The organism is bacterium, assembly GCA_031082185.1.
Taxonomy (GTDB): domain Bacteria; phylum Sysuimicrobiota; class Sysuimicrobiia; order Sysuimicrobiales; family Humicultoraceae; genus VGFA01.
On the sequence record JAVHLI010000001.1, the window covers coordinates 236,380 to 262,347 of the forward strand.

At 67.7% G+C, this 25,968-nt stretch carries 32 protein-coding genes and 1 riboswitch; of the genes, 12 read left to right on the top strand and 20 right to left on the bottom strand.

Features of this window, described 5'->3' with window-relative positions; translation table 11 throughout:
* Positions 1–4: 4 nt before the first annotated feature.
* The 7 genes from RDU83_01215 to RDU83_01245 form a co-directional block, all read right to left on the bottom strand.
* Positions 5–2,152, bottom strand: coding sequence for a polysaccharide biosynthesis tyrosine autokinase (locus RDU83_01215; protein ID MDQ7839628.1), 2,148 nt, complete (start codon positions 2,150–2,152; stop codon positions 5–7).
* Positions 2,142–3,734, bottom strand: coding sequence for a capsule assembly Wzi family protein (locus RDU83_01220; protein MDQ7839629.1), 1,593 nt, complete (start codon positions 3,732–3,734; stop codon positions 2,142–2,144). Before RDU83_01220 ends, RDU83_01215 begins: the two co-directional genes overlap by 11 nt.
* A gap of 5 nt (positions 3,735–3,739) precedes the next feature.
* Positions 3,740–4,681: a polysaccharide biosynthesis/export family protein gene (locus tag RDU83_01225; protein ID MDQ7839630.1), complete on the bottom strand. Its 942-nt coding sequence runs from the start codon at positions 4,679–4,681 to the stop codon at positions 3,740–3,742.
* Positions 4,682–4,818: 137 nt separating this feature from the next.
* Positions 4,819–5,373 (bottom strand): transcription termination/antitermination NusG family protein, encoded by a 555-nt coding sequence (locus tag RDU83_01230; GenBank protein MDQ7839631.1) that lies wholly within the window; start codon positions 5,371–5,373, stop codon positions 4,819–4,821.
* Complete coding sequence (locus tag RDU83_01235; protein MDQ7839632.1) at positions 5,360–6,049, bottom strand: response regulator transcription factor; 690 nt, start codon at positions 6,047–6,049, stop codon at positions 5,360–5,362. The genes RDU83_01230 and RDU83_01235 overlap by 14 nt, the downstream gene beginning before the upstream one ends.
* A 139-nt stretch (positions 6,050–6,188) precedes the next feature.
* A complete protein-coding gene (locus RDU83_01240; protein ID MDQ7839633.1) occupies positions 6,189–6,572 on the bottom strand; it encodes a type II toxin-antitoxin system PemK/MazF family toxin in 384 nt (127 codons plus the stop codon).
* 6 nt (positions 6,573–6,578) lie between these two features.
* Positions 6,579–6,806, bottom strand: a complete 228-nt coding sequence (locus RDU83_01245) for a hypothetical protein (GenBank protein ID MDQ7839634.1) — start codon at positions 6,804–6,806, stop codon at positions 6,579–6,581.
* Positions 6,807–7,033: 227 nt separating this feature from the next.
* Here RDU83_01245 and RDU83_01250 point away from each other — a divergent pair, with 227 nt between their 5' ends.
* Complete coding sequence (locus RDU83_01250; protein ID MDQ7839635.1) at positions 7,034–7,453, top strand: hypothetical protein; 420 nt, start codon at positions 7,034–7,036, stop codon at positions 7,451–7,453.
* A 44-nt stretch (positions 7,454–7,497) separates the two neighbouring features.
* Positions 7,498–7,797 (top strand): DUF5615 family PIN-like protein, encoded by a 300-nt coding sequence (locus tag RDU83_01255; GenBank protein MDQ7839636.1) that lies wholly within the window; start codon positions 7,498–7,500, stop codon positions 7,795–7,797.
* A 78-nt stretch (positions 7,798–7,875) separates the two neighbouring features.
* On the opposite strand, the gene RDU83_01260 is transcribed toward RDU83_01255, so the two are convergent.
* On the bottom strand, positions 7,876–8,160 hold the full coding sequence (locus RDU83_01260; protein ID MDQ7839637.1) for a DUF2283 domain-containing protein: 285 nt from the start codon (positions 8,158–8,160) through the stop codon (positions 7,876–7,878).
* Here RDU83_01260 and RDU83_01265 point away from each other — a divergent pair.
* On the top strand, positions 8,136–8,369 hold the full coding sequence (locus tag RDU83_01265; GenBank protein ID MDQ7839638.1) for a hypothetical protein: 234 nt from the start codon (positions 8,136–8,138) through the stop codon (positions 8,367–8,369). The genes RDU83_01260 and RDU83_01265 overlap by 25 nt on opposite strands.
* Positions 8,366–8,815 (top strand): type II toxin-antitoxin system VapC family toxin, encoded by a 450-nt coding sequence (locus RDU83_01270; protein ID MDQ7839639.1) that lies wholly within the window; start codon positions 8,366–8,368, stop codon positions 8,813–8,815. Before RDU83_01265 ends, RDU83_01270 begins: the two co-directional genes overlap by 4 nt.
* A gap of 40 nt (positions 8,816–8,855) precedes the next feature.
* On the opposite strand, the gene mazG is transcribed toward RDU83_01270, so the two are convergent.
* Genes mazG through mfd form a run of 5 tightly spaced genes read right to left on the bottom strand, consistent with a single transcriptional unit; the run spans position 8,856 to position 14,710 of the window.
* Entirely contained in the window at positions 8,856–9,548 is a 693-nt protein-coding gene (gene mazG / locus RDU83_01275; protein ID MDQ7839640.1) for a nucleoside triphosphate pyrophosphohydrolase, read from the bottom strand.
* 21 nt (positions 9,549–9,569) lie between these two features.
* Positions 9,570–10,001: a DUF86 domain-containing protein gene (locus RDU83_01280; protein MDQ7839641.1), complete on the bottom strand. Its 432-nt coding sequence runs from the start codon at positions 9,999–10,001 to the stop codon at positions 9,570–9,572.
* The gene (locus tag RDU83_01285; GenBank protein MDQ7839642.1) at positions 9,988–10,371 is read right to left on the bottom strand and encodes a nucleotidyltransferase domain-containing protein; all 384 of its coding nucleotides are present in this window, start codon (positions 10,369–10,371) and stop codon (positions 9,988–9,990) included. The genes RDU83_01280 and RDU83_01285 overlap by 14 nt, the downstream gene beginning before the upstream one ends.
* Before the next feature lie 32 nt (positions 10,372–10,403).
* Positions 10,404–11,384: a peptidylprolyl isomerase gene (locus RDU83_01290; protein ID MDQ7839643.1), complete on the bottom strand. Its 981-nt coding sequence runs from the start codon at positions 11,382–11,384 to the stop codon at positions 10,404–10,406.
* The gene (gene mfd, locus RDU83_01295) at positions 11,381–14,710 is read right to left on the bottom strand and encodes a transcription-repair coupling factor (protein MDQ7839644.1); all 3,330 of its coding nucleotides are present in this window, start codon (positions 14,708–14,710) and stop codon (positions 11,381–11,383) included. Before mfd ends, RDU83_01290 begins: the two co-directional genes overlap by 4 nt.
* 132 nt (positions 14,711–14,842) lie before the next feature.
* Here mfd and RDU83_01300 point away from each other — a divergent pair, with 132 nt between their 5' ends.
* The gene (locus RDU83_01300; protein MDQ7839645.1) at positions 14,843–15,835 is read left to right on the top strand and encodes an aldo/keto reductase; all 993 of its coding nucleotides are present in this window, start codon (positions 14,843–14,845) and stop codon (positions 15,833–15,835) included.
* Positions 15,836–15,939: 104 nt separating this feature from the next.
* Here the strand turns inward: RDU83_01300 and RDU83_01305 are convergent, their stop codons facing one another.
* The 7 genes from RDU83_01305 to RDU83_01335 all read right to left on the bottom strand — a co-directional run bounded on the left by RDU83_01305 (position 15,940) and on the right by RDU83_01335 (position 20,860).
* A complete protein-coding gene (locus RDU83_01305) occupies positions 15,940–18,063 on the bottom strand; it encodes an aspartate kinase (protein ID MDQ7839646.1) in 2,124 nt (707 codons plus the stop codon).
* Positions 18,064–18,250: 187 nt separating this feature from the next.
* Positions 18,251–18,463: a hypothetical protein gene (locus tag RDU83_01310; protein MDQ7839647.1), complete on the bottom strand. Its 213-nt coding sequence runs from the start codon at positions 18,461–18,463 to the stop codon at positions 18,251–18,253.
* On the bottom strand, positions 18,460–18,882 hold the full coding sequence (locus tag RDU83_01315; protein ID MDQ7839648.1) for a nucleotidyltransferase domain-containing protein: 423 nt from the start codon (positions 18,880–18,882) through the stop codon (positions 18,460–18,462). The genes RDU83_01310 and RDU83_01315 overlap by 4 nt, the downstream gene beginning before the upstream one ends.
* Before the next feature lie 39 nt (positions 18,883–18,921).
* On the bottom strand, positions 18,922–19,287 hold the full coding sequence (locus tag RDU83_01320; GenBank protein ID MDQ7839649.1) for a DUF86 domain-containing protein: 366 nt from the start codon (positions 19,285–19,287) through the stop codon (positions 18,922–18,924).
* Complete coding sequence (locus RDU83_01325) at positions 19,284–19,622, bottom strand: nucleotidyltransferase family protein (protein ID MDQ7839650.1); 339 nt, start codon at positions 19,620–19,622, stop codon at positions 19,284–19,286. Before RDU83_01325 ends, RDU83_01320 begins: the two co-directional genes overlap by 4 nt.
* 113 nt (positions 19,623–19,735) lie before the next feature.
* Positions 19,736–20,464: an NAD(+) synthase gene (gene nadE / locus RDU83_01330; GenBank protein MDQ7839651.1), complete on the bottom strand. Its 729-nt coding sequence runs from the start codon at positions 20,462–20,464 to the stop codon at positions 19,736–19,738.
* A complete protein-coding gene (locus tag RDU83_01335; GenBank protein ID MDQ7839652.1) occupies positions 20,465–20,860 on the bottom strand; it encodes a hypothetical protein in 396 nt (131 codons plus the stop codon).
* 104 nt (positions 20,861–20,964) lie between these two features.
* Positions 20,965–21,042: riboswitch (cyclic di-GMP riboswitch) on the top strand.
* A 449-nt stretch (positions 21,043–21,491) separates the two neighbouring features.
* Here RDU83_01335 and RDU83_01340 point away from each other — a divergent pair.
* The 7 genes from RDU83_01340 (at position 21,492) to RDU83_01370 (ending at position 25,944) form a co-directional block, all read left to right on the top strand.
* Entirely contained in the window at positions 21,492–21,719 is a 228-nt protein-coding gene (locus RDU83_01340; GenBank protein MDQ7839653.1) for a type II toxin-antitoxin system HicB family antitoxin, read from the top strand.
* Positions 21,716–21,949 carry a type II toxin-antitoxin system HicA family toxin gene (locus tag RDU83_01345; GenBank protein MDQ7839654.1) on the top strand — a complete coding sequence of 78 codons (234 nt, stop codon included), beginning with the start codon at positions 21,716–21,718 and terminating at the stop codon, positions 21,947–21,949. Before RDU83_01340 ends, RDU83_01345 begins: the two co-directional genes overlap by 4 nt.
* A gap of 146 nt (positions 21,950–22,095) precedes the next feature.
* Complete coding sequence (locus RDU83_01350) at positions 22,096–22,479, top strand: transcriptional repressor (GenBank protein MDQ7839655.1); 384 nt, start codon at positions 22,096–22,098, stop codon at positions 22,477–22,479.
* 10 nt (positions 22,480–22,489) lie between these two features.
* Positions 22,490–23,440, top strand: coding sequence for a zinc ABC transporter substrate-binding protein (locus tag RDU83_01355; protein ID MDQ7839656.1), 951 nt, complete (start codon positions 22,490–22,492; stop codon positions 23,438–23,440).
* Complete coding sequence (locus tag RDU83_01360; protein ID MDQ7839657.1) at positions 23,440–24,273, top strand: metal ABC transporter ATP-binding protein; 834 nt, start codon at positions 23,440–23,442, stop codon at positions 24,271–24,273. Before RDU83_01355 ends, RDU83_01360 begins: the two co-directional genes overlap by 1 nt.
* Entirely contained in the window at positions 24,273–25,094 is an 822-nt protein-coding gene (locus RDU83_01365; protein ID MDQ7839658.1) for a metal ABC transporter permease, read from the top strand. Before RDU83_01360 ends, RDU83_01365 begins: the two co-directional genes overlap by 1 nt.
* A gap of 154 nt (positions 25,095–25,248) precedes the next feature.
* Complete coding sequence (locus RDU83_01370; protein MDQ7839659.1) at positions 25,249–25,944, top strand: GntR family transcriptional regulator; 696 nt, start codon at positions 25,249–25,251, stop codon at positions 25,942–25,944.
* Positions 25,945–25,968: the final 24 nt, after the last annotated feature.

Here is a 25,968-nt window from a genome sequence, read left to right on the forward strand (position 1 = left end):
CGCTTCATCGCCCGCCTACCGCGGCCTTTCCCTTCCCTGCATCTTCCCCGCCCGCCTGATAGTAGCTGTAGTACCCGTAGTACCCCTTCCCTCGTCTACCAGGGGCGCCTGTCACCACCAACCCCAGCACCCGCGCGCCCACGGCCTCCAACTGCTGGCGGGCCCGGCGGGCGGCCTCGCGAGGGGTCTTCTCGAGGCGGACGAGCAGCAGCACGCCGTCGGCGGCCGGGGCAAGCACCGAGGCGTCGGTGACCGGTAGCACCGGTGGGGCGTCCAGTATTATGGCGTCCACCGCGGTGCGTCCGTGCTCGAGGAACGCCCGCATCTTCCGACTGCCCAGCAGCTCTGCCGGGTTGGGAGGTACGGTGCCGCCGGGCACGAACCAGAGGTTCTCCACCTTTGTTGGATGGAGGGCCCGGTCCGCGGGCAGGCCGTCCACCAGCAGCTCGGTGAGCCCGCCGGTGCCCTCGGGCTGGAAGGCCCAGCTCAGGCCGGGCCGGCGCAGGTCGCACTCGACCAGCCACACCCGGTGGCCCATCTGGGTGAACACCACGGCCAGGTTGGCGGCCACCGTGCTCTTGGCCTCGTCCGGCCCCGGGCTGGTGACCAGCACGGTCCTCAGAGGCCGGTCGGGGCTCAGGTAGAGCAGGCTGGTGCGCAGGTGCCTGAAAGCTTCGGTGAAGGGCGAGTTCCGGTGCTCTTGTTCAATCATGGGGAATTCCGTCCCGCCCGGGTTACGGCGGCGATGGTTCACCCACGGGATGGTGGCGAGCACGGGAAGGCCAAGGGACTGGCCTGCCTCGTCCGGTGTCTTGAAGGTCACGTCCAGTGACTCGAGGACGAACGCCCCACCGACCCCGAGCATCAGTCCGAGCATCAGGGCGAGCAGCATATTGAGGGCAGGCCGCGGCCGGACCGGGGCCTGCGGCGGGACTGCTGGATCCACCACGCGCAGGTCGCCCACGATGGAGGCCTCCGCGATTCTGGCCTCCTGGAGCTTCTGCGAGAGCAGCAGGTATGTCTCCTCTGCGATCCTGAGGTCGCGCGTCAGGCGCGCCAGGGCCACCTCCCTGGGAGGGAGCGCCTGCACCTCCCTGGCGTATCGGCCCGCGGCGACAGCCAGTGCTGCCTCGCGGGCCTGCAGGGACTGCCGCTCAACTTCAAGCTTGATGACCTGGCCGGCGATCTCCCGGTGCAGCGGGTTGAGGGCTGCGGTCTCGGTCGACAAGGTCCGCGCAACCTGCTGGCGCAGCAGTGCCTTGACCTCCTCGATGCGTGCATTGGTGGCCGCCACACGCGGGTGCCGGTCGGTGAACTGTTCGCGCAGCCCGGCCAGTTCCGTTTCGAGCTTGACCAGCTCGCTCCTCAGCCCGGCCGAGACCGGATCCTCGGCTGTCACGAACGCCGAGGGAATGGTGGCTTCCAGCTTCCCAAGCGATGCGCGCGCCTGGCGCAGGCCGGCCTCGGCCGCCTGACGCTCGGCCCCTGCCACGCGGCGCTGCGCCTCGAACTCGGCGAGCTTGTTCACGGCGATCCTGGTCTGCTCGGAGAGCGCGACCTGGCCAGCTTCGGTCTTGTAGACCGCGAGCGCGTTCTCGGCCGCGCTGAGCTCCTTCGTGAGCCCGACGAGCTGGCCCTCGATGAACTTCCTTCCGGCCGAGGCCTGGGTGCGGCGCGACTCGACGTGCCACGCCAGGAACGACTCGGCCACCGCGTTGGTGGCCGCCGCCGCATCCTGCGCCGTGGGCGCCTCGGCCTGGACGCGGATCAGGTCGGCTCCCCTGACCCGCTGCACCTTGAGCCCGTCTTGAAGCTTCTTGAGTTCCTTCTCGAGGTTGTCCTTGGATGTGCCCAACCGCGCGAGCGCCCGCTCGCCCACGGACCGGCTCTTCATGATCTCGGCGAGCGTGTCCACGTAGGCCTGCTGACTCATGCCGGTGAAGTCGGGGATGAGGCCCAGGGCCGAGCCTCCGCGGTCCACGACTATCGTCGCGGTGGCCCTGTAGACCGGCGGGGTAATCAGGGTGCCGGCTACGGCAGCGGCAACAGCCAAGCCCACGGCCGCGGCGATCAGCCACCACCTCCTGAGCAACACATTCAGGTAATCACTCAGCCCCGGCTCGCTCTCAGGCGAGCGCCCTTCAGAACTCATGACGCGCCTCCCACCAGAAGTACCAGTCGTGCCGGTTCTGTCCGCTCACGTGCCCTGCATTGGATATTGCCGACCAGGTGAGACTCACGGCCTGTGACAGGCCGCCCCGCTGCATCCATGAATACCCGAGTCTGAGCGCGTGCGTGGTTTCGATCACGCCCCACATGTAGTGCCTGTCCCGCGCGTCGTCAGGATCCGACCAGAACTGTCCCAGGCGCCCTTCGCCTTTGCGGACCAGATCGTATGCTACGCTGGCTGAGGCCTCCGCGGCCAGGCGCCGCGTCAGTTCAACCGTCCACAGCTCGCAGTCGGGCGCGCACCAGTGGCCCAGCGATCTGCCGTCCCGAACGTAGTCGTTGAGGTTGCGGGAGGTCGTGTAGGTCCAGTTGCTCACCCTGCTGTGCTCGAAGCGCAGATCGGAGCGCGTCAGGCCGAACGGATTGCTGAGTTGGGCGCCCAACAGGCCGCCGATGCGGTGGGGATAGGGATTGGGCTTTCCGATTCCCAGCGCGCCGAAGACGATGTCGTCGAAGAGGACCTCGCCGTAGGCCAGGACGCCCGGGCGGACCCGCCAGTCGAAGTCCAGGGTGAAGCTGTAGTTGTCGTCGAGACCTTGGCCGCGATAGCGGTTCCACAGGGAGAGCGCGTAGTTCAGGCCCGGGATAGGGTTGAAGATGTACGGCGCGTACAGGCCGCCCGTGCCCACAACCGTTTCTCCGAAGCCCAGCCGAAGGTTGTCGCGGGGCAGCCAGTCGTACCGCATCCCGTAGAGGACCCGGCCCACCTGGTAATCAACGGGCGCCACAATCCTGGTCAGCCGGAGCGTGCCCCAGTTGGCCGTCAGCCGCACCGCCTCCAGCGGTCCCGCGTTGTCCGACAGCAGGAACGCCCCCCGCGAGCCCGGCCCCCACCACAGGGAGTCGCGCCCGGCCTGCGCGCGGACGCCCATCGTCTCACCGCTCACGTATGCCCGCGGCACGCCTCCGAGGCGGTCCGCGCCCCAGAGGAGGCCGCGCCTGATCTCAGTGCCCGCGGCCAGCGCAGGCCCCAGGCCCAGCACCGCGCGCGCCTCCAACTGGAGGAAGCTTCCCTCGGAGCGCTCGGGCCAGCGGTCGGTCCAGCGGGGCGTGCCTGCTTCCACCCGCGCCACCACCGCCCGCTCGAACTTCAGTCCCCAGCCGGTCACCGTGCTGGCCGCGGGCCCCATGGGTGGGTTGATGACCCGGTATCCCAGCAGGGCAAGCTCGTCGGAAAAGGCCAGCACCAGCGATTCCAGGTCCTCCAGGGATGATCGGGGCGCGGGCCGGCTTGGGCCGGCGCCCGAGGTCCGCTCGGCCGCCAGCCGTTCCAGCCCCCAGGCCACCATCTCCGCCAGCTCCATGCGGGTCAGCGGCCGGGCCGAGGCCGCCCACAGCGGCGCCAGCCCCCAGGCCGCCAGCCGGTAGAGCGTCTTGTATGCCCAGTGGTCCGCCGGAACCACCTCGAGCGGGAAGGCGCCGGCCGGCGTCACCGGCATAAGCCAGCCCGCCAGCGCCGCGGTCAGGCACACCGCGAGCAGGCGGCGCCGGGCGCCCGCGGACATCGCTCTCACCGCAGCAGCGAGCGCAGATCGGCGATGCCCGTAAGGATGAGGACGATATTCTCCAGGGCCAGGGGATTGTCGGGCACGTACAACACGTCGCCCCGCTGCAGGAGCAAGTCGCGGGCCACGTCACCCGCACGCAGTATCTTGTACAGATCCACCGGGATCAGCCTGAGTGGCGGGCCTGCCTGGCGCGCTACGGTCACCGTGGCGAGCGGTAGGGGCTCGGCCGCGGCCTCGGCTCCGCGCCGGATCACGTGGGCTCGGCTCAGCATCGCGCGCCGCGTGGGCCCCCCGACCAATCCCAGGGCCTGCACCACCGTCATCGGCCCCCGCAGGGGTATCATCCCAGGCCGCGCCACCTCACCCAGCACATAGACCCGCGCGGTCAGGTCCTCAGGCACCACCAGCGTGTCTCCGGTCTCGAGACGCTGGTTGAGGGCCACCTCGCCGCGCAGCAGCAGCCGCTCCAGATCTATCACCACGGGCGGCGCCTGCCCGCGGCTGAGCCTGATCTCGCCCAGGCCCGCGGCCTCGGTCAGCCCGCCGGCCGAGGCCAGGGCGTCGAGCACCGACGACCCCAGGCGCAGCTCGTGGACCCCGGGCCTCATCACCTGGCCCAGCACCGTCACCCTGACGCGGCGGAACTCGCGCACGATGACCGCAACCTGGGGGTTTCTAATGAAGCGGGCGTAGAAGGGGACCAGCCGCTCGCGCAACTGCTCGGGCGTCAGCCCCGCGGCCCTGATCTCACCTACCAGCGGCAGTGAGATCATCCCGTCCGGCCGCACGGTGACGACGCGCGATAGGTCGTCGTTGCCGTAGACTGAGACCTCGACGACGTCCTCCGGCCCCAGGATGTAGGGTTGCTGGGCCCTGACAGGAACCGGGAGTAGCGTGGCGCCAATCAGGATCAGCAGGGCGCCCGCTGCGAAGCGTAGGGTCATAGTCTCACCAGGGGTTGGATTTCGGTGGGTAAAGCTCCGCCCAATACGGTGCGCCTTTTCGCGCGCCACCGCCGGAGGAGGAGGTGGATTTCCGACGCGCTCCAGACAACTATTCGTAGCCTTCCTTACCGCCGTACTTAGGCAACCTCCAGGTTGATTTCTTCCACTTCCACGGGCGTGCTGTGGCCGAGGACCTCCATCAGCACCCGCACCCGGCCGGCCCGGGAAGTGTGCCGCTCGAAGATCCCCTCCAGACCGGCCAGCGGGCCGTCCAGCACGCGCACGTGCTGGCCAGCCCGCAGGCCCGAGCCCACGCGCACGAAGCCCGACTCCCCGGACCGCTCTCGGATTGCCTCGATCACATCCTCGTGAACCGGAAGCGGCCGCTCGCCGTCTCCCAGCAGCCGGCGGACGCCCGGTGTCCAGCGCACCGCATCCCACACCGACGGAGAGAGGCTCATCCTCAAGAACAGGTAGTTCGGGAACAGCGGCTCCAACACCGTGGCCCGGCGACCCCAGCGCCGCCGAATCACCTCCAGCCGCGGCGAGTAGGGCTCGACTTCCCCAGACCTGAGCCGCAACTGGGCCAGCACGCGCGACTCATGCCGGGGTTTGATGTGCGCCACATACCAGGCCGGGGCCTGCGTGGAAAGATCCACGGCGAGACCCGACGCCGGTCTAGAGAGCCCCATTGCGGAACCCCATGGCGATGGCGCCGGCGCGGTTGCGCGCCCCGGTCTTGCGCAGTATGGAGCGCACGTGGGTCTTGACGGTGGGCACAGACACTTCGAGGCGGCGCGCGATCTGGGCGTCGGTCTCCCCATCGGCGATGGCGGCGAAGATTTCTGACTCCCGCCGGCTTAGCGCATTCAGTGTGCCGGCCAGGCCATGGTTGAATTCCTCCCGAAGGCCGAGCTGTTCCGGTGAGAGGGAGCAGTACAGCACGATCCGACCCCCTGCCACCGCCCTCAGAGCCCAGACGAGAACGTCCTGGGGTGCGTCCCGATGCAGGTAGCCCCAAAGGCCGCTGTTGAGGGCCGGGCCCAGTTCCTCACCGGCGCAATCCTCGGCCAGGACCAACAGCCGGGTGTGCGGCGAAGCTTCCCGCAACTGGTGGATGTGATCCAGTAGCGGGCCGTCCAACCTGTCGGCATCCAGCACCGCAATGTCGGGCGCGGTCCGGCGGACGAAGGCCAGGGCCTCGGGGCCGACCGCTATTGCGCCCGCGACCTCCAGGTCAGGAGCATCGCGCAGGTACGTTACGATCGGGATTCTGAATGCGCCTGCTGCCTCCAGCATCAGGACTGAGGAGACCGCCGGCTGAGACGAGTTCGGATGTGCCTCGGTCTGTCGGTTGCTGATTTCCAATCCAGACCTCACATGAGAAGGCATGAGACGGCAGCAACGGGATTCGTCGAACGGATCGCATCTCCTGCTGATGGCTTAGGGGAAAACCACTATTGACAGGCCCGCCCTCATCGAATGGATGAGCAGTGCCGCTCGCAAGCTAATCCGTTTGCGCGAGATCGCCGGCGAGCCCGAGGGAGTCCTCCAGAGCCCGGTCAATCCGGCGCATCACCGCCGGTGGGAACCTCCCCAGGCGGCGGACGATCTCTGTGCGCGGCACCGTGGCCACGGTCTGGCAATCCACGACGCTGTCGAGCCTGAGGCCGGCCTGCTGCCCGGCCGGGCTGTCCTTCTCCACGACCACCTTACATGGCAGCCCGGTGTGTGAGCGCGTGCTCGTGATCGCGGCGATGATGACGGCGGCGCGCCGCTGGTTGTACCGGTCGGCCTGCACCACCACCGCCGGCCGCAGCTTGCGTTGCACCTTCCCCTCAGTCAGGAACGGGAACGCGAGCAGGACGACGTCGCCTCTGGCGATCTCCATCACCTCTCAAGCCTCGCCGTAGACATCCAGCGCGGGATCGTCCCACGCCTCAGCCAGCGCCTGCTGCTGGAGCCATAGACCTTCGGGGCCGGTCCACGGGTTCGCCATCTCGGCGAACTCGTCGGCCACGAGATCCTCGACGACCTTTCCCATAGGCCGGTTGTGCTGGGCTGCCAGCAGCCTGAGCCGCTTGTGCGCCCCCTCGGAGACATAAACTATCTTCCCGCGTGGCATTGGTACCGCCCCCCTGCCCGGTGGTTCTCTGCATAAGTACCGAAAGCAGTAGTTGCTGTATATGCAGTATATACTGCGCCTGAGGTTCATGCAACGCATCCGTCCTGCCTGTTCTTTGCCGTCCCCGACAGCGATCACGGATTGACGCTCCGCGTAACCCAATGTAGTATATGTCGTACGACCGGATCCGAACCGGCCATGCGCAGCCAGGCGGGAGGGGTGGAATAATGGCCACGGTCCAAAAGAGCCTACGGATTCCCGAGGACATCGCCAAGGCTATTGAGGAGTCGGCGCAGTCCACCGGACGAGACTTCTCGGCGGTCGCGAACGAACTCCTCGCCGAAGTGATCAAGATGCGCCGCTGCCCGGGGATCCTCTTTGCGGACGGTCCTACCGGCCGAAGGGCCCGTATCGCTGGCACAGGCCTCGACGTCTGGGAGGCCATCGCCACGTACAAGAGCCTCAAGAACGATCCCGAGCGTCTCCGCCACGCCTACCACTGGCTCTCGGAGATACAACTGCGGGCTGCGCTTGGTTACTACGTCGCCTATCCGGAAGAGATCGAAGCCCAGATCCGACGGAACGAAGCCTGGACACAGGAGCGGCTCGCGCAGCGCTATCCCTCCTTGGCGGTGCGCGGCTCCTGAAGTACTACCTGGACGAAGACCTGAGCCCCACGGTCGCCGAGCTCTTGCGCGCGCGAGGCGTCGATGCCGTGAGCGCACACGAAGTCGGCGCGCAAGGCCTCTCGGATCTGGAGCAGCTCGACCGGGCGGCCCGCGAAGGGCGCTGCCTCGTCACACGTAACCGGGATGACTTCATCGCGCTCACGCTGCGCTTCTTCGCCGACGGGCGCCCTCATCCGGGGGTCCTGATCGTACCCCGCACGCTCCCGGGCGACCGCTTTCAACTCCTCGCCGATGTCCTCGGCCAGCATGCGGCGCGCCACCCCGCAGGCCTCCCCCCGTACACTCTCCATTTCCTCTCCTGACGGCCCGCGACCCTCGCCGCCAGTGGAGGCGGGCTCTCGTTCAGTATGACCGATTCGCGCGGTAGGAATCCCCCGGCTTCAGGTGGGGGAGGATGTCAACACGGATACCCTGACGGTATCGTCCACGACCAAGCCGTCTGCTGCAGCGCCAATGTACTCGAGCGAGATGAGGCGTCCATGCTGGTCGAACGCTGCGGTCACCCCCTCCCGGATCTCCTCGGTGTCCGCTTCGCGTGCCTCCTCACGCAGGAGCATGTACAGAACATCCGCAGCGCGCCACCGATCACTCCACGACCGTCCCTGAGCGCCTTCTGCCGCACCCGTCCACCCGGTCCGGCTTGACGATTCGTAACATCGACCCACAAACCTACCAGCGTCTGAAAGAGCAGGCCCGGCGCCACCGCCGGTCCATCACGCAGGAAGCTGCGGTCATCATCGAGGAAGCCGTGGCGAGGGCCCAGGACCCTCAGGAGTTCTGGCGGCATGCCCGCCGAGTGCGGGAGGCTGTTCAGGCCAGGTACGGAGCGTTTCCCGACAGCGCCGAGCTCATCCGAGAGGATCGCCGGCGGTGACCGCTGTCCCCGCGGTGGTAGTGGACACAAGCGTCGCGGTTAAGTGGTTCTTCGACGAGCCGTACTCTCGCGAGGCCCTGCACCTGCTCGAGGCGTTCGAGCAGGGTCGGCTCAGGCCCCTGGCCCCGGACCTGATCTACGCCGAGTTCGCGAACGCGGTATGGAAGCGGGTCTCCGCGGCCCACGTGAGGCCTGAGGATGGGGAGGCGGTGATCGCGGCCTTCCTCGATCTCCCGCTGGAGGTCGTGCCCAGCCCCCTCGTGCTCCTACCGGCCTATCGCCTGGCCCTTGAGCACAGGCAGAGCATCTACGACGCCCTGTTTCTTGCGTTGAGCCTTCAGGCTGGCGCTGATCTCGTCACGGCGGATAGGGCCTTCTATGAGAGCATCAGCGCCGGCTTCCCTCAGGTCAGGTGGGTAGGCGACGGCGTCCGAGGAGGTGCGTGACGGCGATCGGTCCGCGCCCATGCGCGTCCGGTCCCTGCTGCTAGGGCTGCTCTCCTCGGAGCGCGTTCTTCTCCAAGAAGCGATCGCACGCCGCGCGCAGGGTCGTTTCGGCGTCTACCCCGGCGGCCTGGGCCAAGGCAACGACCGAGAGGAGCAGTTCCTCGACCAGCTCGCTCGGCACCTGCTCGGCCGACGCCGCATCGGCCGACGCCGCATCGAGGGCCTGCCGGATTCCCTCCAGCGCCAGCCTGAAGTCCGGCTCGGTCTTCTCCTCTTCCTGCCGCGCAGCCCGCTCGACAATCTTCTGCGCGCGGGCCAGCGCCGGTAGCGACGCCGGGATTCCGTCGAAGACCCCCCGCTGTGGGGCCTCGCGCCGTTTGATCTCGTGCCATTGGGTCAGGACCTCGCCCGGAGTTCCAAGAGCCGTCCCCCCGAAGACGTGCGGGTGGCGGGAGATCAGCTTGCGCACCAAGCCGTCCACGACGTCGCCCGCATCGAAGGCGCCGGTTTCTTTCGCCATTTGGCCGTGGAAGACAACTTGAAGCAGCAGGTCGCCCAGCTCGTCGCGCAGCGCGGCGGAATCACCGCGCGAGATCGCCTCCAGGGTTTCGTGGGTCTCTTCCAGCAGGTAGGGCGCCAGCGAGGCGTGCGTCTGCTCGCGATCCCACGGGCAGCCGTCAGGCCCGCGCAGGCGGGCCATCACCGCGACGAGATCCTCGAAGGTGTGCCGCATGCGCGTGGTCGAGGCCGTTGGTTAGCTGCCCGCCGCGTTCTGCCTGAGCACGCGCAGGGCCTCCTGCCTGAACTCCTCGAAGTCCCCCAGCCCTGTCTGCAAGATCTCGAACACCCTGCGGTCGTCCACGCGCGCGTACTCGTGGACGAGGATGTTGCGGAAGGCTTTCATGCCGCGCAGCCGCTCCTTCAGTTCTGCCGGAAGCACCCCGGCCGCGTGGAGCTTCTCGAAGAGGTCGTCCTCCTCGCCCGGCAGGCCAAGCCGGAGGCCGGCCACCAGCATGGCGCAAACATCCACGACTGCTTCGACGGCGATCTGAAGGAGGCGCTCACAGGCCCGGCGCGTCGCCACATGCCGGTAATCCTCGACGGTCGCGGGCGCGACCTGCCGCAACTCGCGCAGGTACTGCTCCAGGTCATCCAGGCGCCCGAGGATGCGCTCACGGTCCAGCATGGAGCACCGCGTCGAGGTACATCTTGTGGATGTGCCGGAAGTCCTCGAAGGCCGCGATAGTGCGCCGGGCGAGCGTGTAGAGCGCGTCCTCGTCCCGCACGAACAGCACCCTGCCCTCCTTGAGGATTCGCGAGCGCATCGCCAACGGCAGGGACTGGAACACCTGGAGGTCCACATCGTGCCGGCTCAGATAATGCAGGCGGCGCTCCAAGGCATCGGCGCCGCCGGTGGGGGAAAGGACCAGGCACACGTCGAGATCCGACCCCGCTCCCGCCTGACCGCGCGCCGCGCTTCCAAAAAGCACAACGGCCAGCACCGCGGAGTCTGTCTCGGCCTCCAGGACAAGCCTATCGAGCGTTCCGTTCTTCATCGTGCCGCCCCTGGTTCAAGCCTGCCGGCGCGCTACTTCCGCTCGAACCGCTCGACCTTGGCCACCTTCCGCTGCTCCGTCAGCCAGGCATCAAACGCCTTCTCGCGCCTGGATCCGAGCAGTTGCGCGCGGATCTCTTCCTTGACCTTCTCGAGCGAGCCCTTCTCGGCGATCTTCGTTTCGTGGACCCGGATGATGTGCAGGCCGTACTGCGTCCGCACCGGGCCGCTGGTCTGTCCGGGCTTGAGCGCCCACGCGACCGTCTCGAACTCCTTCACGAGCGTGCCCTTGGTGACGAACCCCAGGTCGCCGCCGCGCTCAGCGCTGCCCGGGTCCTCGGAGTACTGTTTGGCCAGGTCCTCGAACTTCGCGCCGTCGGCCAGCTTGGCTTGGATTATCTTGACCTTGGCCGCCGCCACCGGCTCGGTGCCCTTCTCGCCTATGCGCAGCAGGATGTGGCTGACCTTGATCTGGGCAGGCTTGTCGTAGAGCGCCGGGTTGGTGTTGTACTGCTTGCGCACCTCGTCGTCCGACACGCTTGCCACCGCCACGACCTCCGCCACTTTCCGCTGGGTGATGCTGATGCTGATCATCTCGCGCAGGCCGGCGAGCGTCAGGCCGTTCCGGGCTAAGGCGGCTGTGAACTCGGCTTCGCCGGGGAACCGCTGCTTGATGGCGGCAATCTGCTCCTCGATTTCCTTGTCGCCGGCCGCGATGTTGCGCTTCCGCCCCTCCTGAACCACCAGGCGCTGCGCGACGATCTGATCTATCACTGCCTTGGCGATCTCGCCCTGCTGCTTTGCGAACTCTGCGCCGGTCGGATCCAGGCCAAACTGGGCGGCGGCCCTGGTTACCTCAGCGTCCACCTGCGACCAGTAGATCGCGTCGCCGTTTACACGGGCGGCCACGGCCGATCCCTTCCGGGCGCCCTTCGTTAGGAACCATGCTCCGACGCCCGCGGCTGCCACGACGGCCACCACGGCGACGGCGATAATGACATTGCGTAGCTTCATCTGGGAACTCCCTCCTCTGTGCGAACGGAATCAGCATACCGCAGCGCGTCGCGTGCCGCCAGCCTTCCAACCAGCTCCAGCGTCTCTATCAACGGTCCGGCCTGCTCGGCGAAGGTCCGGCCCACGGCGCGCACCGTGAGACCGGCCGCCGTGACCTGGGCCCGGCTGCCCAGCGCCAGGCGGAGCCGATCCTGGGCGGTCGCGTCGAGGTGACTACCCTCGTTCAGGCGCACAACGAATCGTCCATCCTTCCGCGTGATCGAGGTGGCGCCGACGCCGCGTGCCGCGACCCGCAGGCGCACCGCGTCGAGCAGCGCGCGTGCAGGAGGCGGAGGTGGGCCGTAGCGTTCCTCCATTTCGGCGGCGACGGTCTCTGCCTCCTCGGCGGTACGCGCCGCCCCCAGGCGCCGGTAGCTGGCCATGCGCTCGTTCTCGTCGGGCAGATACGCCACGGGCAGGTGCGCGTCCACGCCGAGCTCGAGCGCCGGGTCCCGCGCATCCTCGATGATCTCACCGCGCGCCTCGCGGATCGCCTCGTCGAGCAGCCGGCAGTACAGGTCGAAACCCACCGCCGCCACGTGGCCGTGCTGTTCAGGGCCCAGGATGTTGCCGGCCCCCCTGATCTCGAGGTCCCGCATCGCCAGGCCCATCCCGGAGCCCAACTCGACGAACTCGGCCATCGCCCGCAGCCGCTGCTCGGCTTCGCCCGTCAGCGGTGTCCTGGGCGGGTAGAGCAGGTAGCAATACGCCTGCCGGTCGGCGCGGCCCACGCGGCCGCGCAACTGGTAGAGCTGCGCCAGGCCCATCAAGTGCGCGTCCTCGATCAGGATCGTGTTGACCTGCGGGATGTCCAGGCCAATCTCGACGATGGTGGTGCAGACGAGCACGTCGAGACGTCCGCCGAGGAAGTCGAGCATCACGGTTTCCAGCCGCTCCTCGCTTATCTGTCCGTGCCCGATCCCGACGCGCGCTTCGGGCACCAGGTGGCGGATGCGTCGAGCAGCGCGCCCGATCGTTTCGACCCGGTTGTGCACCACGTACACCTGCCCGCCGCGCGCCAGCTCGTGCCGGATCGCGTCGCGCACCAGGTCGTCGTCCTGGGGCCGGATCTCGGTGTGGATGGGCAGACGGGCCTCCGGCGGCGTCTCCATCACCGTGAGGTCGCGCAGGCCGGCCAGCGACATGTGCAGCGTGCGCGGGATGGGCGTGGCGGTGAGGGTGAGCACGTCCACGCTCCGCCGTAGCGCCTTGAGGTGTTCCTTGTGCCCTACGCCGAAGCGCTGCTCCTCGTCCACGACCACCAGCCCCAGGTTGGGAAACCGCACATCTTTGCCCAGCAGCCGGTGGGTGCCGATCACCACGTCCACGGTGCCGGCCGCCAGGCCCGCCAACACCGCCTTCTGTTCAGCGGGCGAGCGGAAGCGGCTGAGCAACTCCACCGTTACAGGGTAGGGTGCGAACCGTTCGCTGAAGACGCTGAAGTGCTGCTGCGCCAGCACCGTGGTCGGGACCACCACGGCCACCTGCCTGCCGTCCATCACCGCCTTGAACGCCGCGCGCAGCGCCACCTCGGTCTTTCCGTAGCCGACGTCGCCTGCCACCAGCCGGTCCATGGGCCGCGGCGCCTCCATGTCGCGCTTGACCGCCTCGATGGCCATGCGCTGGTGCGGGGTTTCCTCGTGGGGAAACGCGGCCTCCATCTCGGCCTGCCAGGGCGTGTCCGGGCCGAAGGCGTGGCCCGCTGCCGTGGCCCTCGCCGCGTAGAGCGTCAGCAGCGAGGCCGCCATCTCGCGCGTGGCTTCCTTTACCTGGCGCTTCTCACGCTCCCACTCGGCGCCGCCCAGCCGGTGGATCCTGACCTGCGCGCCCTCGCCGATGTAGCGCTGGACCAGTCCGATCTGGTCGGTGGGAACGTAGAGGCGATCTTCCGCCGCGTACTGGAGCATCAGGTACTCTCGTTCCGCGCCGCCCTGCTGCAACCGGACCAGGCCCTTGTAGCGGCCGATGCCGTGGTGCAGGTGCACGACCAGATCGTCAGGGGACAGGTCAACCCACGACGCAAGGCGCTCGCCCTCGCGCAGGAACCGCATCCGGGGCCGGCGCCGCCTCCACCCGACGATCTCGGCGTCGGTCGCCACCGCCAGGCCTGCCGAGTCGAGGCGGAATCCCCGCGCAAGGGGAACGGGGACGGCCACGATGCGGCCGCGGAGGGGCATCGCGTCGAGGCGCTCGGCCAGCGCCACCTCGATGCCGGAGTCTGCCAGGATGTGCGCAAGGCGACCGGCCTGGGCAGAGGCGACCACGACGCTCAGGCCCTCATCTGCCAGGCCTGCGAGCATCTTGGCGAACAGGTGCGTCTGGCCGCCGTGGGCTTCTAGGCCTCCTGCTTCCAGGCGGATCTCGTGCCAGCGTCCCTCGGGCGGTCGCGCGGCCGCGATCGCCATGCGCCGGCGTCCGGGGGCCGGGCCGGCAATCCGCGACCAGGGCAGGGGTTTGGGATCGGCGCGCTCGCCGAGCAGGCGGACCGCGCCCTCGGCCTCGGCCGGTTCCACCAGGACCAGCAGCCCGCCGGAGGGGAGATGCTCCGCAAGCGATGTGGCGGCGTCGCTCTCCGCGCGCAGCCACGCCGGCCGCACCGTGACCTCGGGCAGCGCTTCCAGGCCGCGCTGCGAGAGCGGATCGAACGCGCGCAGCGAGTCCACCTCATCTCCCCACAGATCGAGGCGGACCGGCGCGTCCGCGTCCGGAGGAAACAGGTCCACGACGCCGCCGCGTACCGCGAACTCGCCCGGATTGGCCACCAGCCCGACGCGCTGGTAGCCGCCGGACTCCAGGTCGGCCACCAGGCGATCGCGCGGCAGCGTCTGTTCAGGGCGCAGGCGGAGCGTCGCGGCGGACAGGGCTTCGGGGGAAGGGAGCGGCTCGGCGCACGCGGCCGCGGACGCCACCACGACCACCTGTCTTCCGGCGGTGGCGAGGGCGTCTAGGACCCCCAGGCGCTCGCGGACCGCGGCCGGGTCGTCCGGGAAGAGAATTACCTGGATCTCCGCGCCGGAGAGCGCCGCACGCAGGTCGTCTGTCAGGCGCTCGGCGGCCTCGCGGTTCGGGGCAATCGCCAGGGTGGGCGGCCGGGCGCCCGTCCCGTCAGGGACCGTGCCGGCGATCTCGGGATCGGTGATGACCGCGGCCAGCAGGCACGCCGCCGCGCTGCCGCCCGGCCCGAGGGCGGACGGCGGCACATCACCCTCGATCAGGGCCCGGCGGATCTCTTTGTAGGCAGGCGCCTCCCGGAGAAGCTCCAGGAGACCCTGCAGGAGCAGGGTCATATTGAGAAACCGTAACCTCTATTGTACCGAAACCAGAGGCGGTGGTGAATCAGCTAGAGGACACACGCCCGATGACACGAAGACGATCATCGGTGGAAACTCAATGCGGGTCTTTCGGGAGGTGTGGCGCGCGTGATTCGGCGGCAACTTGGCCGGGGCGGGTTTGAGGTCTCGGCGTTCGGGCTCGGCTGCATGAGCATGTCGGGAAGTTACGGGTACGGCGTGGGTGACGAGGCCGAGTCGATCGCCACGATTCACCGGGCCTACGAGCTTGGGGTTGCGTTCTTCGACACGGCGGACGCCTACGGTAACGGGCACAACGAGACGTTGCTGGGGCAGGCCGTCCGTCCGTTCCGGCGTGAGATCGTTATCGCCACCAAGTTCGGCCACGTGCCCGCCAGAGAAGGCCGGCCCGCGGGCATAAGTGGCAAGCCCGATTACGTGAGGGAAGCGTGCGCGGAGAGCCTGCAGCGACTGGGGGTCGATGTCATCGACCTCTACTACCAGCATCGCGTCGATCCCGATACGCCCATCGAGGATACGGTGGGTGCGATGGTCGGGCTGGTCGAAGCCGGCAAGGTGAAATACCTGGGCCTCTCGGAGGCGTCGGCTGCCACCATCCGGCGCGGGCACGCCATTCATCCCATCACCGCGGTTCAGTCGGAATACTCGCTATGGACTCGAGATCCCGAACGCGAGGTCTTGAAGACCTGCCGCGAGTTGGGGATTGGCTTCGTGCCCTACAGCCCGCTCGGCCGGGGCTTCCTCACCGGTACGGTGCAGTCGCCCGACGACCTGGCGGCAGACGACCGGCGGCGCATTCATCCACGTTTCCATCCAGAGAACTTCAGCAGCAATCTCCGGCTGGTCGACCGCCTGCGCGCCATGGCGGAGGCGAAGGGCTGTTCGCTGCCCCAACTGGTGATCGCTTGGGTGCTGGCGCAGGGCGACGATATCGTGCCCATCCCCGGTGCCCGGCGCCGCGCGCACCTGGAGGAAAACCTGGGCGCCCTGAGTGTCACGCTGACGAAGGACGATCTGGCCGCGCTGGACGAAATCGCGCCGATCGGTGTCGCAGCCGGCGCCCGCTATCCGGCGGATGGGATGCGGGCTATCAACCGCTAGATCCTGCAGCCCGCAGCGCACCCCGGCACGCGCGCCATGCGCAGTAGCCGGTGGGGGAGACACCCAGGGCGCGGCTCATCCTGGTCACTCGGTCAGGGATGGTCTCAGGCCAGGTTGAAGCGGCGGTGGAGCGCCCCGACCGCATCCTCCGCCCTGTCCCTGGAGATGACGCAGGAGATGCGCAGCGGGGAAGTGCTGATCATGTCAATGTTGATTCCTTCATCTGCCAGGGCCTCGAACATGGAAGCGGCGACCCCCGCATCCTGCGAGATGCCGGCTCCCACCACGGACACCTTGGCGATCCCCGCATCCTCAGCAACACGGCGGGCGCCCAACTCAGCCGCCAGATCACGGCATACGCGGCGGGCGTCATCCAGGTGTTCCCTGACCACGGTGAAGGCGATGTCGTTCCGTCCTTCCCGATGCATGCCCTGCAGGATCATGTCCACCTTCACCCCGGCGTTTGCCAGGGCCCGGAACACCCGGGCCGCCATACCCGGCACGTCGGGCACGGCCTCCAACACCAGCTTGATCTCGTCGCAGCTGTGGGTGACCGCTCTAATGATGACTTCCTCCATCTCGTTTCCTCCTCCCACCTGCGTGCCCGGATCGTCGCTGAAGCTGGACCGAACCACCAGCTCTACTCCGAACCGCTTGGCGACTTCCACTGCGCGCGGCTGAATGACTCGGGTTCCCAGGTCGGCCATCTCCAGCATCTCGTCGTAGGAGATCCGACGAATGAGCCTGGCCTGGGGGATCACCCGCGGATCGGCCGTGTAGACCCCATCGACATCGGTATGGATCTCGCATCGGTCCGCCCGAAGGGCTGCGGCCACGGCGACGGCGGTGGTGTCCGACCCACCCCGACCCAGCGTGGTTACATCACCGCCGGCCTCCCGGCCCTGGAAGCCGGCCACCACCACGACCCTGCCGGTCCTGAGGTGGTTCATGATCTTCTCCCGGTCGATCCGGCGGATGCGGGCCCGACGGTGTGCGCGATCGGTGATGATCCCAACCTGGGACCCGGTCAGGGAGACGGCTTCCACCCCCTGACGGCTGAGCGCCATGGACAGAAGGGCGATGGAAACCTGCTCGCCGGTGGAGAGGAGCATGTCCATCTCCCGAGGCGGCGGCTCAGGGTTGATGGAATTGGCCAGGGCGATCAACTCGTCGGTGGCACCTCCCATGGCCGACACTACCACCACGACATCGTCACCGGCCCTGCGGGCCTGTGCTACACGGTCGGCCACCTTCCTGATGCGATCTGCATCGGCCACCGAGGTGCCCCCGTACTTCTGGACAACCAGGGAGCGCACAGGGCGGTCGGTCGTGGAGACCTCGGCGCCGAACAGATCGGCCATTACCACCTGTGTGTCCGTCTTGACGCCGGCGCGGGAGAAGGCGGCCTGCATGGCATCGGCCACTTCCGCTTCCACGCGCTCGGGGACGAAGGCCAGCAGGGAGGGTCCGGAGCCGCTTAGGGCCACTCCTGCCGCGCCGGCTGCATGGGCCGCGGCAATGGCTTCAGCCATACCCGGGATGAGCTCTGCCCGGTAGTTCTGGTGCAGCCGGTCGTCCATTGCAATTGCCAGGTGAGCGTGCTCGCCGCTGGAGATCCCGGCCATGAACAACGCCACCCGGCCTATGTTGAAGACCGCGTCGTCAAGGGGCACCACCGAAGGTAGGACCTGGCGGGCAAAGGCCGTGGGAACCTGGAAGTCCGGTACCACGACGAGGATGTTCAGGCCAAACGACGGGTTGATGCGGACATGCTCCACACGCCCCGCGTGGGGGACAGAAACCACCAACCCGCCCAGGAAGGCAGGGACCACGTTGTCCGGGTGGCCCTCGCGCTCCACGGCCATCACCATCAGTTGCTCGCGATCGTACGGCCCACCGATGAGATGGTTGGCTGCCAGCAGCCCACCGACGATGGCGGCGGCGCTGGACCCCAACCCCCGGCCGAGGGGGATGCGGTTGAGGCAATGCACCCGCAGTCCGGGTGGACTCGATCCGGCGCGGTCGAAGACCATGTTCATGGCCTGGACCACCAGGTTGGAGCCATCACGGGGTAGCGTATCCGCGCCTTCACCCTCTACCGTAACCACCAGGCCTTCGGGGATGACCACGGTCTCGATCTCGTTGTAGAGTTCCAGGGCTAATCCCAGGACGTCAAAGCCCGATCCCAGGTTGGCGCTGGTTGCCGGCACGGTCACCCTGACGCGCATTGCCTTCACCCTCCAACGCTCACACGGAGTTCGGCTGCGGGTTTGCGCAGGACTCTACCACCTTGTGCGGGGGGCGGTCAAATGTTTGAGTCGAGTTGGGCCACCAGCCGGACGAACTCCCGGATCGGGGCGAGCTGATGCATCGCGGCAAGCACCAGGCGGTAATCCAATCCTACATATTCATGGACTACGACGTTCCGAAAGCCAGGGAGTCGCACCAGGACCTCGACGACCTCAGAGGGGAAGCCATCTGCGCGATCATCAACAGCGAGAACAGCACGTCGTTTCGGAGCGAGAGGTTGCTTTCGAGATCCTGCGGGGTCACAACCTCGTCCCTGCGGGCCTCAAGGTGATCGAGGTACCGCTGGATCTCGCTCAGCCTCTCGGTAAGGAACGTCATCGGCTCAGCCGCTCGAGCTGCGCCTGCCGCGCCCGCCGGAGGAATGGAATGAGGTCCGCGGCGCGCAGTAAGGTATCGCGCTCGAACTCGCGCGCCCGCTCCGGGTCGGTGACGTGCACGCGGACCCCTTCGCGAAGGATCTTCGCGGCAAACGGCGCCGGGATCTCGTTGAGGATGACGACGTCCACGTCGTTCTCCCCGAGGGCGTGAATGAGGTCGCCGATGAGCCGCAGGCGGATCTCGAAGCGGGCCGCGGCGGCGAGGTGGGCGGCCGGATCAAGCACCACCCCCACGTCCACGTCGCTCTCAGGCACATCTCTTTCCAGTGCGCGGCTGCCAAACAGGTACGCTGCAAGGACGCCATCAGGGGCCCGATGGCGGAAGTATTGTTCCAGTTTCTCGCGGAGATCGGGAGTCATAAGAATCGGCCGCCCACATCACGATACCACACGCCCGTCTCAGCCATCGGCCTTCTTGTTGCTGACCTCTGCCAGGACGTTCACGATCGCTGCCTTGAATCCCGGGAGATCCTCACGGATCGTCTGCCACACAACTTCGAGGTTCACTCCGAAATAGTCGTGGATCAGCTTGTCGCGCAGTCCGGCAGCCGCCTGCCACGGCACATCGGGGTGCCGTTTCCGGACGGAGGCGGGAACCTTCTTGGCGGCTTCGCCCACCAGTTCAAGCGCCCGGATTACGGCATAGACCGTCTTCTCGTCTGCCGAGAAGGAGGCGAGGTTCATGCCTTCGGTGAATCGATCGGCCTTTTCGGCGGCGTCCAGGATGTCGCGCAGGTAGTCAGCAATGGCGCGCTTTCTAGTCAAACCTGGACGACCTCGTCAAGAATTCTCTTGCCGACGGTTGGTTTCAGGGCGTCCTTCATTACCAGGTCTACCTTCACGCCGAGCAGGCGGCTGATCTCGTGTTCGAGTTCGATGAACTTGAAGAGACCAAGTGGACGGTTGAAGTCCACGAGCACGTCCAGATCGCTGCCCCGCCTCTGTTCGCCGCGGACGTAGGAACCGAACACCCCCAAGGATCTCACCCTGTAGAGATGTCTCAACATCGGTAGGTGCCGCCGCAGGATGCGGACGTACTGAGCCGTCGATCCTGGCAGAGTGACGACTCCACTTCGGCGCGTTCGACTAGACCGGTTCATCTCAGCGCTCCTGAGAACGTTCAGGCTGTCTCACAACACCATTCTACCGAATCTGAGATGGGACTACCTAGTTGGGCGCGCGGCTACAAAACAGGTAGGCCGCCATGACGCCGTCAGGGGATCGGCGGCGGGCGCCGCTTGTGCTCGGTCGCGGCGTGCATGCGCTCGATGCGCGTCCGTATCTCCGCCGGCGCCGCCCCGCTGAGGAGGTACGCGTCGAGGACGGCGTAGGTCAACCCCATTTCACCCTCGTCGGTCTGGCCGGGCCATAGGCCGGCGCTCGGGGTGCGGTCCACGATCGCCTGCGGCACCCCCAGGTGGGCTGCCAGCTCGCGCACCTCGGACTTCACGAGCCCGCCGATGGGCTGCAAGTCCACGCCGCCGTCACCGTGCTTGGTGAAGTAGCCGACGTAGGCCTCGCTGCGGTTGCCGGTGCCGACCACCAACCGGTTGAGCCGGTTGGCGAAGTAGTAGAGCGTTGTCATCCGCAGCCGAGGGCGCAGGTTGGCCAGCGCCATGCGGTGGTCCGCGGGCTGCCCGCCATCCCGCAGCGCCGCTGTCAGCGCATCGAAGGTCGCATCGAGTACGACCGTCGTGTAGGGCAGGCCCAACGCCGCGCAGAACGCTTCGGCATCCTCTATGTCACGCGGGTCGCTGTGACAGGGGATGATGACACCCAGCGTCGATTCGGGAAACGCGCGCAGGCAGAGCGCTGCGACGGCCGCGGAATCCACCCCTCCTGAGATGCCCACCACCGCTCCCAGCGTTCCGGCTTCGCCCGCCCGTTCGCGCAGCCAGGCGATCAGGCGCTCTGATACCTCTTGTGGGGATCTCTGCGGCATCTACTGTGAGGGCACGCGGTGGGTGTAGGTGACCAGGCCGAACTCGCGCGTGGTGGAGGACCGGTGCACGGGCTTGCCGGCGACCGTTACCTGGATACCGAGCTCGCCTTTGTCCGTGGTCTTCTGCAGCGTGACCGAGAACCCTGACACCGTCTGGAACGCAATGCGGGTCGGTACGGCGCCGCCAGCGCGCTTCGATTCGCCGAGTTCTCCGTAGGAACCCTCGAACTTCAGCCCTGCGGTGCCGAAGACCTCGACAACCACCGGCATCGCCGGCCGCGGGCTGGGCTTCGGGATGAGGGGCTCGATGCTGCCCCCCCGGCGGCCGGGCGCCCGACATGAAGCGGTGGCGGCGATCACGACAACCAGTACCACGAGCAGGGCAACGTGTCTCATGGTTAGGCCGTTTCGCAGCGGATGCGCCAACCTCCTTCCGGATTCCGGGGCTTGCCAACGGAGGACGCACGCAGTATCCTCGAATCAACTGAATACGGATCACACCTCCGAACGGGCAAACCCGGAGCAATCCGGGGACGCAAAGCCGCAGGGCCACGGCAGTGGCCGGCTGGGTTGCCGAAGAGGAAGCACCGGCGAGGCGAGTGCTTCCATTCGCGCTCGCGTTTTCTTTTTCCGGGATTGCCCATCGGACGGCGCGCCGCCGCATCCATCCAGACCTCACCGTGGCGCGGCCGGGATACCGGGGGGAGCACGCCGGTCGCCGAATCCGGCACGGCGATCCGGCGCCACAAGGCGCCATACGGCGCAACGTCGTTTCCCCACGGCTCTCCCCATCCCGGCCGTCGCCATTCGATCCCCGTATGGACAAGTTGAGTAGCACGGGCGGCGATGTTCTTCGTTGCCCGCCGGAAGGGCAGGGGGGCGTCGGGCCAAGAGCTTGTCCAGGAAACCGGGGCCGGTGCACCCTCCCGAAGCTACTGATGATCAGGTATTCTATGAGTGACCACGGGTCCGGGCCGGGCCATGTGTTGCCATCGGAGGCCGCAAATGAGGACGGGGGGAGGTCTCAATGACACAGATCTTCACGGCGTATGTGGAGTTTGACCCCGATACGCTAATGTACGTCGGATCAATTCCGGGGCTGCCGGGCGCACATACTCAGGCGGCAACACTGGACGAGCTGCAGCACAACCTTCGCGAGGTTCTTGAACTCATCATCGAGGAGAGGAAGGCGAAAGGGGAACCTCTCGACATCGAGCACTTCGTTGGGATTCAGCAGATCGCGGTGAGCGTGTGACCAGATTGCCAATCGTCAATGCACGGAAGATGGAGCGGGTTCTACTTCGGCTGGGTTTCGATGCGGTGCGGCAGAAGGGGGGTCACGTCTTCTACCGGCATCCAAACGGTCGCACGACGACCATTCCGCACCACCCCGGTCGTGATCTGGCTCGCCCCCTCATCCGAGAGATCCTCCGCGAGGTCGACCTTTCGCCCGAGGACTTCGAGCGTCTGCTTCACGAGATCTGATAGATCTGACAGCAGGACAACCCTCCGGCCGGCCTGCCCGATGCCCCCCGACGGCCCGTCCACTTCCGTTGACGGCCCGGCCCCAAGGCCGTACAATCGTTGCGCGGAGTGAGAAAGATTCTCACTTACTGCCCCGGCGGTGAATGGTGGCGGACCCGAAGCGGACGCGCAATTCCCAGCAGCGCCAGCGCATCCTGCGTGCGATCCAGGCCGCAGGATGCCACCTGACCGCAGGAGAGATCCACCGCAGCGTGGGGCGAGGTGGACGCGCGATCGGGCTCGCCACGGTCTATCGAGCGCTTGAAGCGTTCGCGCGCGCGGGCATCGTGGAGTCGGTATCCCTGGGCGGCAGAGCGATCCGCTACGGCCTGGCGGTCGAGCACCACGACCACCTGGTTTGTCTGGAGTGCGGGAAGTGGCAGCCGCTGGGGCGTTGCCCTGCCCCGCGCGCCCCGAGGGGTGCTGCGCCTGGATTTAGGGTAACCGGGCACCGGCTGGAGTTCTTCGGTTACTGCGTGGAGTGCCGGTGAGGCGCTTACGATGAACCGGCGCATCGCCATCGTGCTCCTAGTCGTCGCGATCCCGCTGCTGATCCTCGTGGTCGCACGGTCCCGCAGCGCCCGCGTGCCCACGGCGCGTCCGGTGGTCGTGGCCACGATCTACCCCCTGGCGGAGTTGGCCCAGAGGATCGGCGGCGACCGCGTCGAGGTACGGACGCTGGTGCCCGCGGGCACCGAGGCCCACGACTTCGAGCCCGGACCACAGGATGTGGCCGCGATCGGCCGGGCGCGGTTGTTCATCTACAACGGCGCAGGGTTCGATCCGTGGGTCGAGCGGCTGCTCCCGATGCTCCCGCCCACGGTCGGCGTCGTCCGGGCCACCGCCGGCCTGCCCCTGATCAAGGCGTCGGGCGAGGCGGACGCCCACGGCCACCGTACACACGGCCACCCCACAGCGGTCGGGTTGCCCGACCCCCACGCATGGCTGGATCCCCTGCTGGCGGCGCAGATGCTGGAGGTAATTCTGATCGCATTTGTGGCCACCGACCCGGCGGGCGCGGAGGCGTACCAGCAGGCCGCCACCGTTGCCCGCGGGGAGCTCGCCGGACTGCACGCCCGCTTCATCCAGGGTCTGGCACGGTGCGAGCAGCGGCTGGTGGTGAGCACGCACACCGCGTTTGCATACCTGGCGCGGCGCTACGGCCTCGAGCAGATCGGGCTGGCCGGGCTGGCGCCCGAGGCAGAGCCGACGCCCGCCGCGCTCGCCCGTCTGGCAAGAACGCTGCGGGCGAGAGGGGTGCGCGTGGTGTTTGTCGAACGGCTGGCGTCGCCGCGGGCCGCAGAGACCCTGGCGCGCGAGATCGGGGCGCGCACCATGATGCTGCACCCGGTCGAGGGGCTGACGCCCGAGGAGATCGCCGCCGGCGCCAACTACGTCACGATCATGGACGAGAACCTGCGCGTCCTGCGCGAGGGGCTCGGGTGTCGTTGATGAGGGCCGCCGATGGGACACGGGATGAGGCGCCGGCGACGGACCGTGGGGCCCGCGATGAGGCGCCCCTGATGGATCCCGGTGCGCGCACCCCGGTCGTCGAGGTGCGCGGCGTCTGCTACGCCTACGCTCACGAGCGCGTGATCGAGGACATCTCGCTGACCATTCACGCAGGGGACTTCCTCGGTATAATCGGACCCAACGGTTCTGGGAAGACCACGCTGTTGAAGATCCTTGTCGGGCTGCTGCGTCCCTCGTGCGGCGAGGTGCTCCTGTTTGGCACCGAGCTGACGCGGTTCACCGAGTGGCGGCGCATCGGCTACGTGCCCCAGCGCGTTACCGCCTTCGATCCTCGTTTTCCGGCCACGGTAAGGGAAGTCGTGGCCAGCGGCCGCGCCGGGCGGACCGGATTGCTGCGGGCCCCGGGCAAGGAGGATCGGCGCGCGGTCGAGCGCGCGCTGGAGGTGGTCGGCGTCGCGGAGTTGAGCGGGCGGATGATAGGCCACCTCTCCAGCGGCCAGCAGCAGCGTGCCTTCATCGCGCGAGCGCTGGTCAGCGAACCCGAGCTGCTGGTGCTCGACGAGCCGCTCGTCGGCGTGGACGCCGGGGCGCAGGAACGGTTCTACGACCTGCTCCGCCACCTGCACCGCGACCTCAACGTGACGCTGGTGATGATCTCCCACGACGTAGGCGTGATCGCCTCGGAGGTCACCACGCTGGCATGCATGAACCGCACGCTCGTCTACCACGGCGAGCCGAGCGCGTTCCTGGAGAGCGACGTGCTGAGCGCGGTCTACCACACCGGCGTGCGCGTCGTCTCGCACGTGCACTGATGCCGGAGATCCTGCAGCACTCGTTCATGCAGCGCGCACTGCTCGCAGGGGTGATCGTGGCCGTGGTCTGTCCCCTGATAGGCGTCTTCCTTGTGCTGCGCCGCCTATCGCTGATTGCCGATACGCTCTCGCACGTGGCGCTGGCCGGCATCGCGATCGGGTTGTTCGCCGGGGTGCCTCCGATCCTGTCGGCGCTCGTGGTCGCCATCGCGGGCGGCGTGGGGGTTGAGGCCCTGCGCGCGCGCGGCCGGATGTTCGGCGAGGCGGCGCTCTCGGTGTTCCTCTCGGGCGGGCTCGCGGTGGCGATAGTGCTGATCGGGCTGGCACGCGGTTTCACGGTGGACCTGTTTGGGTATCTCTTCGGCAGCATCACCACGGTGACGCCGCTGGACGTGTGGGTGATAGCCGCGCTCGGCGGGCTGACCGCCGCAACCGTGCTGGGATTCTACAAAGAGCTGTTTGCCATCACCTTCGACGAGGAGGCGGCGCGCACGAGCGGGCTGCCGGTCCGGGCGCTGAACCTCCTGTTCACGGTGCTCACCGCGCTGGTGGTCGTACTGGCGATGCGGATCGTGGGCATACTGCTGGTGGGCGCGCTGCTGGTGCTGCCGACTCTCGCTGCGATGCAGGTGGCGTCGTCGTTTCGGGGGACGCTGACGGCGGCGATCACCTTCGCGGTTGCCGCGGTGGTGCTGGGGCTGGTGGCGGCGTTCTATCTGGACGTGGCAGCGGGCGGGGCGATCGTGCTGGTGGCGCTGGCGCTGCTGGGGGCGGCGGCGCTGGTCGGGCGCGAGGTCGCGCGCGAGGTCGCGCACACCTGATCCAACGGACGGTCGTGCCGGTGATGAACTAGGCCTCGTTAGGCCCAGAACCCTCCCCAGAAATCCCCTGTAGCCGAAGAAGGAATTCGCGGGGCGCGCGGTGTACTGTGTCGACAGTATACACTCTACCCCACCCGCGACCGGAGGCTGGCCTATGCGGCCCATCGACAACGCGACCCTCAGCCATCGGGTCCGTGACCACCTGCGGGAGGATATCCTCGCCAACCGACTTCCGCCGGGGACGCGCCTCCAGGAGAAAGAGATTGCCGGCGCGCATGGGATCAGTCGTGCGCCGGTGCGCGAGGCGCTGCGCCTGCTGGCGGTCGAGGATCTGGTGGCGATTGAGCCCCGGCGCGGCGCCGTGGTCAAGGCGCTCTCGCCCTCGGAGTTTCTGGCCGCCTACCAGGTACGCGAGGCGCTCGAGATGCTGGCGATCCGCCTGGCGGTGCCGCGGATGACCGACGAGGACCTCAAGACGCTGAGGGACCTGCACGCCCAGATGGCCACCTACACCGAGAAGCACGACGCGGACCGCTTCTTCCGGAGCAACAACGCATTTCACAGCCTGTTTGCCGAGCGGTCGGGCAACGATCTGCTCCAGCGGCTGTACCGGCAACTGATCAACAAGATGCGCCGATACCGCATGCGGTCGCTCTACCTCCGCGGCGGGCTGGACCGGTCGATTGCCGAACACGCGGCGATCCTCGAGGCGGTCGAGAGCCGCGACGCCGAGGAGGCCATGCGCCTGCTCAGCGAGCACATCCAGGTCCCGCAGCGGATACTGCGGTCAGTGCCTGAAGACGAGCTCGTGCAGGTCGCTGCGGGTAGGGAGCCGCGGCGGCGGTCGTAGCCCGTCGACGCAACGCGTTCCGAG

Excerpts from the sequence above, each read along its gene's own strand:
- RDU83_01215 (MDQ7839628.1), bottom strand. The coding sequence starts at position 2,152 with ATGAGTTCTGAAGGGCGCTCGCCTGAGAGCGAGCCGGGGCTGAGTGAT.
- RDU83_01220 (MDQ7839629.1), bottom strand. The coding sequence starts at position 3,734 with ATGTCCGCGGGCGCCCGGCGCCGCCTGCTCGCGGTGTGCCTGACCGCG.
- RDU83_01225 (MDQ7839630.1), bottom strand. The coding sequence starts at position 4,681 with ATGACCCTACGCTTCGCAGCGGGCGCCCTGCTGATCCTGATTGGCGCC.
- RDU83_01230 (MDQ7839631.1), bottom strand. The coding sequence starts at position 5,373 with ATGGGGCTCTCTAGACCGGCGTCGGGTCTCGCCGTGGATCTTTCCACG.
- RDU83_01240 (MDQ7839633.1), bottom strand. The coding sequence starts at position 6,572 with ATGGAGATCGCCAGAGGCGACGTCGTCCTGCTCGCGTTCCCGTTCCTG.
- RDU83_01245 (MDQ7839634.1), bottom strand. The coding sequence starts at position 6,806 with ATGCCACGCGGGAAGATAGTTTATGTCTCCGAGGGGGCGCACAAGCGG.
- RDU83_01250 (MDQ7839635.1), top strand. The coding sequence starts at position 7,034 with ATGGCCACGGTCCAAAAGAGCCTACGGATTCCCGAGGACATCGCCAAG.
- mazG (MDQ7839640.1), bottom strand. The coding sequence starts at position 9,548 with ATGCGGCACACCTTCGAGGATCTCGTCGCGGTGATGGCCCGCCTGCGC.
- RDU83_01280 (MDQ7839641.1), bottom strand. The coding sequence starts at position 10,001 with ATGCTGGACCGTGAGCGCATCCTCGGGCGCCTGGATGACCTGGAGCAG.
- RDU83_01285 (MDQ7839642.1), bottom strand. The coding sequence starts at position 10,371 with ATGAAGAACGGAACGCTCGATAGGCTTGTCCTGGAGGCCGAGACAGAC.
- RDU83_01290 (MDQ7839643.1), bottom strand. The coding sequence starts at position 11,384 with ATGAAGCTACGCAATGTCATTATCGCCGTCGCCGTGGTGGCCGTCGTG.
- mfd (MDQ7839644.1), bottom strand. The coding sequence starts at position 14,710 with ATGACCCTGCTCCTGCAGGGTCTCCTGGAGCTTCTCCGGGAGGCGCCT.
- RDU83_01305 (MDQ7839646.1), bottom strand. The coding sequence starts at position 18,063 with ATGCGCGTCAGGGTGACCGTGCCGGCAACCAGCGCCAACCTGGGATCG.
- RDU83_01310 (MDQ7839647.1), bottom strand. The coding sequence starts at position 18,463 with ATGACGTTCCTTACCGAGAGGCTGAGCGAGATCCAGCGGTACCTCGAT.
- RDU83_01315 (MDQ7839648.1), bottom strand. The coding sequence starts at position 18,882 with ATGACTCCCGATCTCCGCGAGAAACTGGAACAATACTTCCGCCATCGG.
- RDU83_01325 (MDQ7839650.1), bottom strand. The coding sequence starts at position 19,622 with ATGAACCGGTCTAGTCGAACGCGCCGAAGTGGAGTCGTCACTCTGCCA.
- nadE (MDQ7839651.1), bottom strand. The coding sequence starts at position 20,464 with ATGCCGCAGAGATCCCCACAAGAGGTATCAGAGCGCCTGATCGCCTGG.
- RDU83_01335 (MDQ7839652.1), bottom strand. The coding sequence starts at position 20,860 with ATGAGACACGTTGCCCTGCTCGTGGTACTGGTTGTCGTGATCGCCGCC.
- RDU83_01340 (MDQ7839653.1), top strand. The coding sequence starts at position 21,492 with ATGACACAGATCTTCACGGCGTATGTGGAGTTTGACCCCGATACGCTA.
- RDU83_01355 (MDQ7839656.1), top strand. The coding sequence starts at position 22,490 with ATGAACCGGCGCATCGCCATCGTGCTCCTAGTCGTCGCGATCCCGCTG.
- RDU83_01360 (MDQ7839657.1), top strand. The coding sequence starts at position 23,440 with ATGAGGGCCGCCGATGGGACACGGGATGAGGCGCCGGCGACGGACCGT.
- RDU83_01365 (MDQ7839658.1), top strand. The coding sequence starts at position 24,273 with ATGCCGGAGATCCTGCAGCACTCGTTCATGCAGCGCGCACTGCTCGCA.
- RDU83_01370 (MDQ7839659.1), top strand. The coding sequence starts at position 25,249 with ATGCGGCCCATCGACAACGCGACCCTCAGCCATCGGGTCCGTGACCAC.